This window comes from Pseudomonas sp. RV120224-01b (genome assembly GCF_003208145.1).
Lineage (GTDB): Bacteria > Pseudomonadota > Gammaproteobacteria > Pseudomonadales > Pseudomonadaceae > Aquipseudomonas > Aquipseudomonas monteilii.
Map to the genome: position 1 here is coordinate 76,962 of NZ_QKMQ01000024.1, position 14,125 is coordinate 91,086.

Below are 14,125 nucleotides of genomic sequence, written 5' to 3' on the forward strand. Positions count from 1 at the left end.
AGTGCTTGGAGTATGGCACGTTAAATCAGTTCCGCAGGGGCGACCATTTGACCTTATTCGATGCCCATGCGCCGTTTGGCCCGGTGCGCCGAACCGTCTCGCATGGCCCAGCGCAATACCGGTGCGGTGCGTCGCAGGCCCAGGCGTATCAGGCGCCGCTGCAAGGGCCCGTGCTGCAGGCCGAGCAGGGTCTGGGCCCAATCCGGCAACAGGTCGATACCGGCGTGCAGCATCAGTTTGCCCACCGGCTGTGCCAGGCGGCTGGGGGCCGGGGCGTCGAGCAGAATCCCGACTACCTCGTGGCTGCGGCTGTCGCAGCGCAACTGCGCACGCATGCGCAGCAGGTAGTCTTCGATCTGCTGGCACGAACGTGGCACGTCACGGGCGCCAAGGCGCTCGGCAATCAGGGCGATTTCGGCGTAGTAGGCATCTTGCTCGGCGCGCGACAGCTGCGGGTTGCGGTAGCGCAAGTGGGCAGCGAGGAAGCTGCTGACCTCTGCCACATGAACCCAGGTCAGCAGGTCGGGGTCGCTGGCCGCATAAGGGCGGCCATCCGGCGCAGTGCCGGTGACCTGCAGGTGGATGGTGCGCACTTTGTCGATCAGCCATTCGGCATCGCGCGTAGAACCGAAGGTGGTACCGGAAATAAACTGGCTGGTACGGCGCAAGCGGCCGATCAGGTCCTCACGGAAATTGGAGTGGTCCCACACACCGGCCAGGGCCAGCGGGTGCAGTAACTGCAGCATGAGTGCACTGATGCCGCCGACAAGCATGCTCGGGAAGTCGCCATGCACTTGCCAACTGATGCTGTGGGGGCCGAACAGGCCGGGGTCGCCCTTGGGCGTTTCCAGGTCGAGCTGGCCGAGGGCCAGCCCGGTGAGGCTCATGACCTGGGTTTCGATACGGCGACGAAGGGCTTCCATGGCGACCTGCGGTGCAGGGCGGCCATGGGCAGCGGCCGCCGGTTACTGGTTGAGGCGTTTGTCGATCAGGCCTTGGACTACGCTGGGGTCGGCCAGGGTAGAGGTGTCACCCAGGTTGTCCAGCTCGTTGCAGGCGATTTTGCGCAGTATACGCCGCATGATCTTGCCTGAGCGGGTCTTGGGCAGCGCCGGGGCCCACTGGATCAGCTCGGGCTTGGCAAAACTGCCGATTTCCTTGCTGACGAGGGCCAGCAGTTCGGTCCTCAGCGTGTCGTCTGGCGTCACGCCATTCATCGGCGTGACGAAGGCGTAGACGCCTTGGCCTTTGAGGTCGTGGGGGTATCCGACCACTGCCGCTTCGGCGACGCTGTCATGCAGCACCAGTGCGCTTTCCACTTCGGCGGTGCCGATGCGGTGGCCCGAGACATTGATCACATCGTCGATGCGGCCGGTAATCCAGTAGTCGCCGTCGGCATCGCGGCGGGCGCCGTCGCCAGTGAAGTAATAGCCGGGCATGGGCTTGAAGTAGGTATCCACCATGCGCTGGTGGTCGCCATACACGCTGCGAATCTGCCCTGGCCAACTGGCCTTGATCACCAGCAGGCCGGCGCCGGGGCCTTCGATCAGCTTGCCCTTTTCGTCCAGCAGTACCGGTTGCACGCCGAACATGGGCTGGGTCGCGCAGCCGGGCTTGAGTGACTGGGAACCGGGAAGCGGGGTAAGCATGATGCCGCCGGTTTCGGTCTGCCACCAGGTGTCGACGATGGGGCAGCGCTTTTGCCCGACTTCCTCGAAATACCATTCCCAGGCTTCGGGGTTGATCGGCTCGCCGACGCTGCCCAGCAGGCGCAAGCTTTTGCGCGAAGTGCTTTGCAGTGGCGCGGAGCCCTCGCGCATCAGTGCGCGCAGGGCGGTCGGGGCGGTGTAGAAGATGTTCACCTGATGCTTGTCCACCACCTGCCAGAAGCGTGAGGTGTCCGGGTAGTTGGGCACGCCTTCGAACATCAGCGAAATCGCGCCATTGGCCAGTGGGCCGTAGACGATGTAGCTGTGGCCGGTGACCCAGCCGACGTCGGCGGTGCACCAGAACACCTCGCCGTCACGGTAGTCGAACACCACCTTGAAGGTCATCGTCGCCTGCAGCAGGTAACCGGCGGTGGTGTGCAGCACGCCCTTGGGTTTACCGGTGCTGCCAGAGGTGTAGAGGATGAACAGCGGGTCTTCGGCCTCCATCGGTTCGGGGGCGCAGTCGTTGCCGGCATTTTCTGTTGCTTCGTGGTACCAGAGGTCACGGCCTTCGACCCAGGTAACATCGCCACCGGTGCGGCGCACCACGAATACGCTGCTGACGGCAGGGCAACTGGCAAGGGCCTTGTCGACGTTCTGTTTCAGCGGGATGCGTTTGCCGCCGCGCACGCCTTCATCGGCGGTGATCACGGTGCGGCAGTCGGCATCGAGAATACGGTCACGCAGGGCATCGGGGGAGAAACCGCCGAACACCACCGAGTGGATGGCGCCTATGCGGGTGCAGGCAAGCATGGCGAAGGCTGCCTCGGGGATCATCGGCATGTAGATGCATACCCGGTCGCCTTTCTTTACTCCGCGTGCCTTCAGGGCGTTGGCCAGGCGGCAGACCTGGCGGTGCAGCTCGCGGTAGGTGATGGCTTTTGAGTCGTTTGGGTCGTCACCTTCCCACAACAGGGCAGTTTGCTCGCCACGCTGGGCCAGGTGGCGATCAATGCAGTTGTAGCTGACATTGAGTTGGGCACCGTCGAACCAACGGGCCTTGCCGGTTTTCAGGTCGCATTGCTGCACGCTGGACCAAGGTTTGATCCAGTCCAGGCGCTTGGCCTGTTCGGCCCAGAAGGTGTCAGGGTCGTCTACCGACTGGCGGTAGAGGCGGCGGTATTCGTCGGGAGTGAGGGCGGCAGACTGGCTGACGGCCAGGGCCTGGGGATACTGCTTGATATCGAACATGGCGGGTGGTCCTGCTCTTGTAAGGGGCGATGGACTGCAACGGCTATTCGATAGGACAGTGTAGCTGGGAGAGGTGTTCAACCTGTACCGGCCTCTTCGCGGGCTTGCTCGCGAAGAGGCCGGTGCAGGTATCGGATTACCCGCGGTGACGGCCGCGGAAGTAGTTGATCAGACCCTGGGTGGAGCCATCTTCGGCGCTGTCTTCCAGGCTGCCGACCAGGCGTTGGTAAACGCCTTTGCCCAGCTCCTTGCCCAGCTCTACGCCCCACTGGTCGAACGCATTGATACCCCAGATCACGCTTTGTACGAACACCTTGTGTTCGTACATCGCCACCAGCGCACCTAGGCGGCGAGGGCTGATGCGCTCCACGACCAAGGTGTTGCTCGGGCGGTTGCCCGGGATCACCTTGTGCGGGGCCAGCTTTTCGATGTCCGCTTCGTTCAGGCCTTTGCTGCGCAGCTCGGCTTCGGCTTCTTCACGGGTTTTGCCCAGCATCAGCGCCTGGCTCTGCGACAGGCAGTTGGCGTACAGCCACTGGTGATGGTCGGCCACCGGGTTGAAGCTCACCACCGGCACGATGAAGTCGGCCGGAATCAGCTGGGTGCCCTGGTGCAGCAACTGGTGATAGGCGTGCTGACCGTTACAGCCGACGCCGCCCCAGATCACCGGGCCGGTATCAACCTTCACCGGGGTGCCGTCCTGCAGCACGCTCTTGCCGTTGGATTCCATGTCCAGCTGCTGCAGGTGCTTGGTGATGTTACGCAGGTAGTGATCGTACGGCAGGATCGCATGGCTGTTCGCGTCCCAGAAGTTGCCGTACCACACGCCTAGCAGGGCCAGCAGCACTGGCATGTTCTTGTCGAACGGCGCGGTCTGGAAGTGCTGGTCCATGGTGTAGGCACCCGACAGCAACTCCTTGAAGTTGGCCGTACCAATGGCCAGGGCAATCGGCAGGCCGATGGCCGACCACAGCGAGTAACGCCCGCCTACCCAGTCCCACATCGGGAAGATGTTTTCTTCGCGGATGCCGAAGGCCACAGCGGCAGCCTTGTTGCTGGAAACGGCGATGAAGTGGCGGTACAGCTCGGCTTCCGAGCCGCCCTGGGCCAGGTACCAGGTGCGTGCGGCCATGGCGTTTTTCAGGGTCTCGAGGGTGTTGAACGACTTGGACGAGACAATGAACAGGGTGGTTTCGGCACGCAGGTTGGCCGACAGCTCGTGGAACTCACTGCCGTCGATGTTCGCCAGGTAGTGGCAACGCACGCCGCGTTGGGCGTACGGCAGCAGTGCTTCGGACACCAGTTCGGGGCCGAGGAACGAGCCGCCGATGCCGATGTTGACCACGTCGGTGATCGGCTTTTCGCTGTAGCCGCGCCACAGGCCGTCGTGGATGCGCCCGACCAGTTCGGTGATCTGGTTGAGCACCTTGTGCACTTCCGGCATGACGTTCACGCCGTTGACGCTAAGCTTGTCGCCTACCGGTCTGCGCAGCGCAGTGTGCAGCACGGGGCGGCCTTCGGAGGCGTTGATGATTTCGCCGCCGAACATCGACTTGATGGCGTCTTGCAGGCCCACTTCGTTGGCCAGGTTGACCAGCAGGTCGCGGCTTTGTTCGGTGATCAGGTTTTTCGAGTAGTCCAGGAACAGGCCGCAGCAGCTCAGGGAGAACTGGTCGAAGCGTTTGGCATCGGCGGCAAAGGCTTCGCGCATGCTGAAACCTTGCATGGCGTCGCGGTGTTGCTGAAGCGCCTGCCAGGCGGGCAGGGCCGTCACATCGTGGGGTGTACAGTAATACGCCATTGCGCGGGGTTCCCTTGGTGCGTGGTGATACCTTGGACACGGCAGTCATTGCCGGGTTCAGGCTGGCATCATTATAGGCAAAGGCCACGCGCTGGGAATGGGTATGGCAGGGTGATTTTGGGGCTGCAAAGCAGCCCCAGGCCATTACGCGGTTTTGTCTTCGACGTGCAGGTAAAGGTTGTCGATCAACCGCGTGTTACCGAGGTAAGCCGCCGCGATCACAACCAGGTCGCGATCATCGATCATTGCCGGGCGCAGGCTCACGGCATGACGCACTTCCAGGTAGTCCGGGCGCAAACCGGCAGTGTTCAGTTGCGCCAGGCCTTCAGCGACCAGCGCGGCAAAATCCCGTTGGCCACGGCTGATGCCCGCTGCGATGTGCTGCAGTGTGCGGTACAGCGCGGGCGCTGCAGTACGCTGCTCGGGCGTGAGGTAACCGTTGCGCGACGACAGCGCCAGGCCATCGTCAGCACGCACGGTGGGCTCGCCGATGATCTGGACCGGCATGTTCAGGTCGCGCACCATGGCGCGGATCACTGCCAGTTGCTGAAAGTCCTTTTCACCGAATACGGCAAGGTCCGGCTGGACCATGTTGAACAGCTTGCTGACGACGGTGGCCACGCCTTCGAAATGCCCTGGCCGGCTGGCGCCGCAGAGGCCTTCGGAAAGCTGCGGTACGCTGACACGGGTTTGTACGCTCATGCCGTCGGGGTACATCTCTTCCACGGTGGGCGCGAACAGCAGGTTGCAGCCGGCTTGCAGCAGGCGTTCCTGGTCGGCGGCCAGGGTGCGCGGGTATTTGTCCAGGTCTTCGTTGGCGCCGAACTGCAGCGGGTTGACGAAGATGCTGGCCACCACAAAGTCGGCGCGCTGTGCAGCTTTGGTCACCAAGGCTGCGTGGCCGCTGTGCAGGTTGCCCATGGTCGGCACGAAGCCGATGCGTTTGCCTTCACCGCGGGCGCGGGCAACGGCTGCACGCAGTTCACGGACGGTTTTGACTGTATTCATGCACTGAACCCGTGTTCGCTACCTGGGAAGCTGACTTGCTTGACGGCCTCGACATAGGCGACAAGGGCGCCTTGAATGTCTGGCTGGCCTTCCATGAAGTTCTTCACGAACTTCGGTACCCGGCCGCTCAGCGACAGGCCGAGCATGTCGTGCAGCACCAGCACCTGACCATCGGTGGCGCTGCCGGCGCCGATGCCGATTACCGGGATGCCCACGGCATTGGTGATTTCCGCCGCCAGTTCGCTGGGTACGCATTCAAGCAGCAGCATGGCCGCACCGGCCTGCTCCAGGGCGATGGCGTCGGCACGCATCTGCCGGGCCTGGGCCTCCTGACGGCCCTGCACCTTGTAGCCGCCCAGCACGTTGACAGTCTGCGGGGTCAGGCCCATGTGTGCGCACACCGGCACGCCACGCTCGGCCAGCAGGCGGATGGTTTCTGCCAGCCAGGCAGCGCCTTCGATCTTGATCATGTGGGCGCCGGCTTGCATCAGCGTGGCGCTGTTGGCGAAGGCCAGCTCCGGGGTGGCATGTGCCATGAACGGCAGGTCGGCAAGGATCAGGGCGCCGTCATTGCCGCGTTTGACACAGGCGGTGTGGTAGGCCATGTCTGCTGTGGTGACCGGCAAGGTGCTGTCGTGGCCCTGCAGGACCATCCCCAGCGAGTCGCCCACCAGCAACACTTCGACACCGGCCTGGCTGGCGGCCTTGGCGAAGGTCGCGTCGTAGCAGGTCAGCATGGTGATTTTTTCACCCTTGGCCTTGAGGCCATTGAGGGTGGTGAGGGTTACTTCAGGCATGTAGGAAATTCCTCGTTCAGGCGCTGTAAAAAACGACTGCATTCAACGCGTGTAGTCATCTTCCGGAGCGGCACATCATCGCGCGTGATGTTCGGGCACAGGTCCGTCCGGGCCTAAATACGGGTATGCGGCACTTTGGTGCCACACGGGACGCCTATAGTCGTGAGCGAGGTGGGGGAAGTCAATCACCCTGTTACCGCATTGTTACGATCAGGGTGTTACTGGCGTTACCGCGGTGGCGTGGCAGGCTGGAACGCCCGGTTTACAGGCGTTCCAGGCCGACGAACGGACAGTCGTCGAGTAACTGCGCGAGGGCGCGGCCATCGGCCAGGCGGAAATCACCCGGGACCAGTTCAGCCAGCGGATACAGCACGAAGGGGCGTGCGTGCATGTGGTAGTGCGGCACTTTCAGGCGTGGCTCGTCGAGTACCTGATCACCGAACAGCAGGATGTCCAGGTCCAGCGTGCGCGGGCCCCAGCGTTCCTTGCGTACGCGGCCCTGGTCGTTCTCGATGGCCTGCAGCGCATCGAGCAGGGCCAGGGGCGGCAGAGCGGTGTCCAGGGCAGCAACTGCGTTGGTGTAGCGCGGTTGGCCGGGCAGCAACGAGTCGCTGGTGTACAGGGCCGAGGCGGCTACCAGGCGTGTCCCGTCCACTTGGTCGAGCGCCTGCAAGGCGCTGCGCAGCTGCTCGGCAGGTGCGTCCAGGTTGCTGCCCAGGCCGACGTAGGCGCGCGTCTTCACTCGAACGCCTCGTCGCCACCGCGTTTGCGCTTGCTGCCGCTGCGCTTGCGTTTGCGCGGGCCGGCACCGGTGCCTTCGTCACGGCTGCCCAGCTCGCGGATCATCTCGCGGCGTTCGCTGTCGTTGGCATCCTGGTAATCGGTCCACCACTGGCCGAGGTCGTCGGTTTCTTCGCCCGCGCTTTCACGCAGCAGCAGGAAGTCGTAACCGGCGCGGAAGCGGGGGTTGTCCAGCAGCATGTCGGCACGCTTGCCACTGCGACGTGGCAGGCGCTCCTGCATGTCCCAGATCTCGCGGATCGGCAGGGTGAACCGCTTGGGGATGGCGATGCGTGCACATTGCTCGGCGATCAGGTCATGAGCGGCACCGTTCATGGCCGGGATCGGCGGTACACCCTGGTTCTGCAGGTGCAGCACGCGGGATGGCAAGGCTGGCCACAGCAGTGCAGCGAACAGGAACGCCGGCGTGACCGGCTTGCCTTGCTTCACGCGCAGGTCGGTGTTGTTCAGTGCCTGGCTGATCAGCGTGTGGGTGTAGGTCGGGCGCTCGTCCAGGGCGTGGGCACTGGCCGGGAACAGCGGCTCGAACAATTGCAGGTCGACCAGCATTTCGAACGCGATGGCGCCTTGGCCGGAAAGGAACAGCTTGAGGCTTTCCTCGAACAGGCGCGCTGGCGGGATTTCGCGCAGCAACGGGGCCAGTTCGCGAATCGGCTGGACCGTGTGCTTTTCGATGCCGAAGTCGAGCTTGGCGGCGAAACGCACTGCACGCAGCATGCGCACCGGGTCTTCCTGGTAGCGGTGGGTCGGGTCGCCGATCAGCCGCAGCAGGCGGTTGCGCACGTCGTGCACACCGTTGGCGTAATCGAGAATGCGCTCGCTGACCGGGTCGTAGTACAGGGCGTTGATGGTGAAGTCGCGGCGTTGCGCGTCTTCTTCCAGGGTGCCGTACACGTTGTCACGCAGGATGCGGCCACTGGCATTGTGCGACGAACGGTGGCTGTCGCCCTGATCGTCTTCCGAGTGAGGGGCGCGGAAGGTGGCGACTTCGATGATCTCACGGCCGAAATGCACGTGGACCAGCTTGAAGCGGCGACCAATGATGCGCGCGTTGCGGAACTCGGCACGGACCTGTTCGGGAGTGGCACTGGTGGCGACGTCGAAGTCTTTCGGCGTGATGCCCAGCATCAGGTCGCGGACACAGCCACCGACCAGGTAAGCCTGGTAGCCGGCGCTTTGCAGGCGTTCCACGATGTTCACCGCATGGCGGCTGAACTGGTGGCGCTGCAGCGAGTGCTGGCTCTTGTTGATCACCTCAGGCGTGGTGCGCCTGTGGTGCTGGCCCGGTACGGGCGGGCGGAACGACTGGAACAGCTTCTTCAGCATGGGATGCACTGTTTGAAGGAATGTTCGGCCAAGAATAGGAGAATGGCCGCATGATGGGCGGGGATTCTAGCATTTACTCAGGGAATGGTGTAGGCGGGTAGCAGGATGCCTGCCAGAAGGGTAGAAACGACAAGGGGAGCCTAAGCTCCCCAAGAAGTCGTTGCGTGCTCTTATTGTTTTTTTGCTGGGCTTCTTGTTTTTGTTGAGTGCCCTGTCCACAAATCTCGAAGCTTGTGGACGACCCCCAATCCAGGGGTTAAGAGCAAACGGATTGCTTTGGCCGCTGATGTCACGTTGATCTGTCGATCCAACCAGTTCAGGCGCTGCTTTTTAGTGCAGTTTTTGTTGTTCTCTGCCTGGTTGTGGGGCAAGCCCCAAACACGCATCCTCTCCAAAAGAATCAGTTAGCTGCGCCTCCGCCGTCTTGTTTTTATTGTGCGTGAGCCGTTTCGTCTTGTTCTTATTCTGAGTTGCAGTGCTTGTTATTGTTTTTGTACTAAGCATATAGCAGGTGCCGTGCCAACTTTTGCAAACCCAGTAAAATCAAGGGGTTGGGGCGTTCTGGTGATTTTCGAGGGGCTGAAAATGTCGGGATTTCGTTACCGTACGCCTCGGGAACTGTTACGACGGAAAGGTTGGGTAACAGATTTTTGCGGGGACTGATGTGTTACCTGGGGTGTGGTGGCTAGCTGTGCTGGCCCTTTCGCGGGCTTGCCCGCTCCCACAGGATCACCACGGGCTGCCAGGTTGTGCGGTCCCTGTGGGAGCGGGCGAGCCCGCGAATAGGCCGGTGAGGCTGGTAGAGAAGGGGCGGGAGGAACCTCCCGCCCAGGCAGGTCAGTTATCGCTGGTAACGTTGCTCTTGCGCCGAGGAATGCCCAGGCGCTGACGGCGTTCCCAGAGGCACTTGCGGCTGACGCCAAGCTTGCGTGCCAGTTCGGTCTCGGTCATGTGGTCCTGGTGTTCGAGCACGAAGTGCTGGAAGTAGTCTTCCAGCGACAGGTCTTCGGTCGGCTCGTGGCTGGCATTGGCAGCACTGGCTGCAACCAGGGCGTTGTTGAGGATCTCGTCCTCTTCCAGGTCGCCCAGTTCAATGTCGATGCCCAGCAGGTCGGCCGAAATTTCTGCGCTCTCGCTAAGAATCACCGCACGCTCCACGGCGTTTTCCAGCTCTCGCACGTTACCTGGCCAGCTGTAATGACGAATGGCTTGCTCGGCCTCGGCCGAGAAGTGCAGGTCGTCGCGACCGATACGCGCGCGTTGGCGGGCGAGGAAGGCGCTGGCGATCTCGTTCACGTCACTGCCGCGCTCGCGTAGGGCAGGCAGTTTCAGGGCGATGACGTGCAGGCGGTAGTAAAGGTCTTCGCGGAACTGGCCGGCCTTGGCCAGGTTCTTCAGGTCGCGGTGGGTCGCAGCGATCAGGCGCACATCGACCTTTTGCGACTGCACCGACCCCACCCGGCGAATCTCGCCTTCCTGCAGTACACGCAGCAGACGGGCCTGGGCTTCCAGTGGCAGTTCACCGATTTCGTCAAGGAACAGCGTGCCACCGTCGGCGGCCTCTACCAGGCCCGCACGCCCGGCGCTGGCACCGGTGAACGCGCCTTTCTCGTGGCCGAACAGTTCGGACTCGATCAAGGTTTCGGGGATGGCCGCGCAGTTCACCGAGATCATCGGTGCCTTGGCCCGGCGTGACAGGTTGTGCAGGGCGCGGGCCACCAGCTCTTTACCGGTACCCGACTCACCCTGGATCAGCACATTGGAGTCGGTGGGCGCCACCTTGCGGATCTTGCTGTACATGTCCTGCATGGGCGGGCATGAACCGATGATGCCGATTTCGCCATTGGCCGCAGCCGCGCTGCCTTTGTCGGCCGGGGCGGCCTTGCCATTGGTGGCGCGTGGCTCGGCAGCCGGTGCGGCGGCCGGAGCGTTCTGCCGGTCGCGCAGGATACGCGCCACGGCCTGCAGCATCTCGTCGTGGTCGAAGGGCTTGGCGATGTAGTCCACCGCGCCCATTTTCATCGAGTCCACCGCCGAGCGCAGGCTGGCGTAGCTGGTCATGATCAGCACCGGGGTACCTTGGCCGAGCTTGATCAGCTCGGTGCCGGGCGCACCAGGCAGGCGCAGGTCGCTGACGATGAGGTCGAAGGTGGCAATGCTGAAGCGTTCCTGGGCTTCCTGCACCGAGCCGGCTTCGCTGACCTGGTACTGGTTCCGCTCGAGCAGGCGACGCAAGGCCGAGCGGATGATGGTTTCGTCTTCGACGATCAGAATGTGCGGCATTGATTCAATTCTCTCGACGGTCTCGAATTTCAGGGGACGTCGCTACGACATGCCGGGGCAGGGTCACGCGGATCCGGGTGCCACGTTGCCGTTCGATATCGGCCGGGCTGTCGATGGTGATTTGCCCATAATGCTCTTCCACGATGGAATAGACCAGAGCGAGCCCCAGTCCGGTTCCTTCGCCCGGGTCCTTGGTGGTGAAGAAGGGTTCGAACAGGCGGTCCATGATGCTCTTCGGTATCCCGCTGCCCTCGTCCTCGACGATCAGGTCGACGGTGTGCTCGCTCACTTCGCTGCGCACGCGCACGGCGCTGCCGGGCGGTGAGGCGTCGCGGGCGTTGGAGAGCAGGTTGATCAGCACCTGGGCCAGGCGCTGCGGGTCCCCTTCGGCCCAGTGGTCCGGGTCGCAGAGGTTGAAGAACTGTACTTCGAAATTGCGCCGGTTCAACGCCAGCAGACCGATGGCGTCCTGCGCCACTTCGGCCAGGCACACCGGCTCTTCGCTGTTCTGGTGGCTGCCGCCGGCATGGGCGAAGCTCATCAGCGACTGGACGATGCGCGATACCCGCTTGGTCTGGTCGAGGATCTGGCTGGACAGCTCGATGATTTCGCCATCACCTTCACGTTCCTCACGAAGGTTTTGCGCCAGGCAGGCGATGCCGGTAATCGGGTTGCCGATTTCGTGGGCTACGCCAGCGGCCAGGCGGCCGATGCTGGCCAGGCGCTCGGAATGCACCAGCTTGTCTTCCAGTGCCTGGGTTTCGGTCAGGTCTTCCACCAGCAGCACCAGGCCGCTGTTTCCGGGTGCCAGCGGCTCGTCGATGGCGGCCTTGTGCAGGTTCAGCCAGCGCGGCTGGCCGTCCAGCGCCAGGCGCTGCTTGTGCAGGTGCTCGTCGGGCACGTTGATGAAGCCTTGCAGCAGGCCGCGCCAAGGCTCGTCGATGGTGACCAGGCGCGAGCCGACCACATGCTTGGCGGCGATGCCGGTGAGCTCTTCCATGGCCTTGTTCCACATCAGGATTTCCTGGTCCTTGGCCAGCGAGCAGACGCCCATGGGCAGCTCCTGCAGGGTCTGGCGGTGGTAACGGCGCAGGGCATCGAGCTCTGCGGCAAGGCCGGTCAGGCGCGAGTGGTAGTCTTCCAGGCGGCTTTCGATGAAATGGATGTCTTCGGTCACGTAGTTTTCGTTACCGGACTTGTACGGCAGGAAGGTCTCGACCATGTCCTGGGCCACGCTCGGCCCCATCAGCCCGGACAGGTTCGCTTCGATGCGGTCTCGCAGGCGGCGCAGGGCATAGGGGCGGCGCTCGTCGAACGGCAGGTAGAGGTCGCGCAGGGCCTGCTCCACTTCCTTTTGTGCGGCCTTGGCGCCCAGTGGTTTGGCCAGCTGGGTGGCGAATTCCTGGGGCGAGGCTGCGTGCAGCTCGCGGCGCTGCGGACGGCGCACGTTGTCCACCGCGCAGGCTTCGGCGGCGCTGACTTCTTCGTTGCTGGCGTTGGTGAACAGCGAGATCAGGGTAAACAGCAGCACGTTGGCCGCCAGCGAGGCAATGGCCGCCATGTGCCAGCTGGTGTCGTCCAGCACATAGATCATGTCCAGCAGCGGGATGTAGAAGCCCTGCAGGTTGCCCAGCAGCGGCAGCAGCATGGTCACCATCCACACCAGGGTGCCGGCCAGCAGCCCGGCAATGAAGCCGCGGCGGTTGGCGGTGGGCCAGTACAGCACCGACAGTACGCCGGGCAGGAACTGCAGCGTGGCGACGAAGGCGACGATGCCCAGGTTGGCCAGGCTCTGGTGGTTGTTCTGGGTCAGGTAGAACATGAAGCCGGCGGTGATGATGGCAACGATCAGGGCGCGGCGGGTCCACTTCAGCCAGCGGTAGATGTTGCCCTCGGCCGGGGGTTGATACAGCGGCAATACCAGGTGGTTGAGGGCCATGCCCGACAGCGCCAGGGTGGTGACGATGATCAGGCCGCTGGCGGCCGACAAGCCGCCGACGTAGGCCAACAGTGCCAGTGCCTCGTTGTTGGCGGCAATACCCAGGCCCAAGGTGAAGTACTCGGGGTTGGTGCTGGCGCCCAGGCGCAGGCCGGCCCACAGCACCAGCGGCACGGCCAGGCTCATCAGCAGCAGGAACAGCGGCAGGCCCCAGCTGGCGCTGACCAGTGAGCGCGGGTTGAGGTTTTCGGTGAAGGCCATGTGGTACATGTGCGGCATGACGATGGCCGAGGCGAAGAACACCAGCAGCAGGGTGCGCCATGGCCCTTCCTGCAGCGGGGTGTGCAGGGCGGCCAGGGCGGTCTGGTTCTGCAGCAGCCAGACTTCCAGTTCGTGCGGGCCGCCAAATACGCCATAAAGGGCGTAAAGGCCGATGCCGCCCAGGGCCAGCAACTTGATCACCGATTCGAAGGCGATGGCGAACACCAGCCCTTCGTGTTTCTCACGCGTGGCGATGTGCCGCGAACCGAAGAAGATGGTGAACAGGATGATCAGCGTACAGAAGGCGAATGCCACCCTTGCCTTGACCGGCTCACCGGTGAGGATACTGATCGAGTCGGCCACCGCCTGGATTTGCAGCGCCAGCAAAGGCAACACGCCAATCAGCATGATGATGGTGGTCAGCGCCCCCGCCCAGGTACTGCGGAAGCGAAACGCCAGCAGGTCGGCCAGTGATGACAGCTGGTAGGTGCGGGTGATCTTGAGGATCGGGTATAGCAGCACCGGTGCCAGCAGGAACGCGCCGGACACGCCCAGGTAACAGGCAAGGAAGCCGTAGCCGTACTGGTAGGCCAGGCCGACTGAGCCATAGAAGGCCCAGGCACTGGCGTATACGCCCAGCGACAGGGTGTAGGTAAGCGGGTGGCGAATGATCGAGCGCGGGATGACCCCCCGCTCGCTGATCCAGGCCACGCCGAACAGCACCATGAGGTACCCGGCGCTGATCAGGATCATCTGGGTCAGGCTAAAGCTCATCGGCATCTCGTTGGCTCTGCAGGATGAAGGTGACGACGATCAGGATCAGCCAGAGCAGGTAAGGGCGGTACCAGGCTCCGGTCGGTTCGATCCACCAGTCCATGATGGCCGGGGAGAACAGGTAGATCCCCACGACCAGAAGCAGGACCAAACGATAGATGTACATGCTGGCCTCGATGGTTGGGCGCTGCGGGCTTGGACTTATTATTGGCGCAAATGGCTGAGGGGATGCTAG

General features: G+C 63.2%; 10 protein-coding genes. All 10 read right to left on the reverse strand.

All coding sequences use genetic code 11. From position 1 onward, the window contains the following. Window positions 1-53 precede the first annotated feature (53 nt). The gene (locus N436_RS26920; protein WP_028699675.1) at window positions 54-923 is read right to left on the reverse strand and encodes an oxygenase MpaB family protein; all 870 of its coding nucleotides are present in this window, start codon (window positions 921-923) and stop codon (window positions 54-56) included. Window positions 924-965: 42 nt separating this feature from the next. Beyond that, the gene (gene acs / locus N436_RS26925; protein ID WP_110742388.1) at window positions 966-2,900 is read right to left on the reverse strand and encodes an acetate--CoA ligase; all 1,935 of its coding nucleotides are present in this window, start codon (window positions 2,898-2,900) and stop codon (window positions 966-968) included. Window positions 2,901-3,036: 136 nt separating this feature from the next. Then, window positions 3,037-4,701, reverse strand: coding sequence for a glucose-6-phosphate isomerase (gene pgi, locus N436_RS26930; RefSeq protein WP_110742389.1), 1,665 nt, complete (start codon window positions 4,699-4,701; stop codon window positions 3,037-3,039). Between the two features lie 144 nt (window positions 4,702-4,845). Then, a complete protein-coding gene (gene panC / locus N436_RS26935; protein ID WP_110742390.1) occupies window positions 4,846-5,709 on the reverse strand; it encodes a pantoate--beta-alanine ligase in 864 nt (287 codons plus the stop codon). After that, window positions 5,706-6,506 carry a 3-methyl-2-oxobutanoate hydroxymethyltransferase gene (panB, locus tag N436_RS26940; protein ID WP_019098148.1) on the reverse strand — a complete coding sequence of 267 codons (801 nt, stop codon included), beginning with the start codon at window positions 6,504-6,506 and terminating at the stop codon, window positions 5,706-5,708. Before panB ends, panC begins: the two co-directional genes overlap by 4 nt. Window positions 6,507-6,768: 262 nt before the next feature. Next, a complete protein-coding gene (folK, locus tag N436_RS26945; protein ID WP_016712072.1) occupies window positions 6,769-7,248 on the reverse strand; it encodes a 2-amino-4-hydroxy-6-hydroxymethyldihydropteridine diphosphokinase in 480 nt (159 codons plus the stop codon). Next, entirely contained in the window at window positions 7,245-8,633 is a 1,389-nt protein-coding gene (locus N436_RS26950) for a polynucleotide adenylyltransferase PcnB (RefSeq protein WP_016712071.1), read from the reverse strand. The genes folK and N436_RS26950 overlap by 4 nt, the downstream gene beginning before the upstream one ends. Window positions 8,634-9,470: 837 nt before the next feature. Then, on the reverse strand, window positions 9,471-10,916 hold the full coding sequence (locus N436_RS26955) for a sigma-54 dependent transcriptional regulator (RefSeq protein WP_105948681.1): 1,446 nt from the start codon (window positions 10,914-10,916) through the stop codon (window positions 9,471-9,473). Window positions 10,917-10,920: 4 nt separating this feature from the next. Further along, complete coding sequence (locus N436_RS26960; protein WP_177410316.1) at window positions 10,921-13,896, reverse strand: sensor histidine kinase; 2,976 nt, start codon at window positions 13,894-13,896, stop codon at window positions 10,921-10,923. After that, a complete protein-coding gene (locus N436_RS26965; protein ID WP_003250005.1) occupies window positions 13,880-14,056 on the reverse strand; it encodes a hypothetical protein in 177 nt (58 codons plus the stop codon). The genes N436_RS26960 and N436_RS26965 overlap by 17 nt, the downstream gene beginning before the upstream one ends. Window positions 14,057-14,125: the final 69 nt, after the last annotated feature.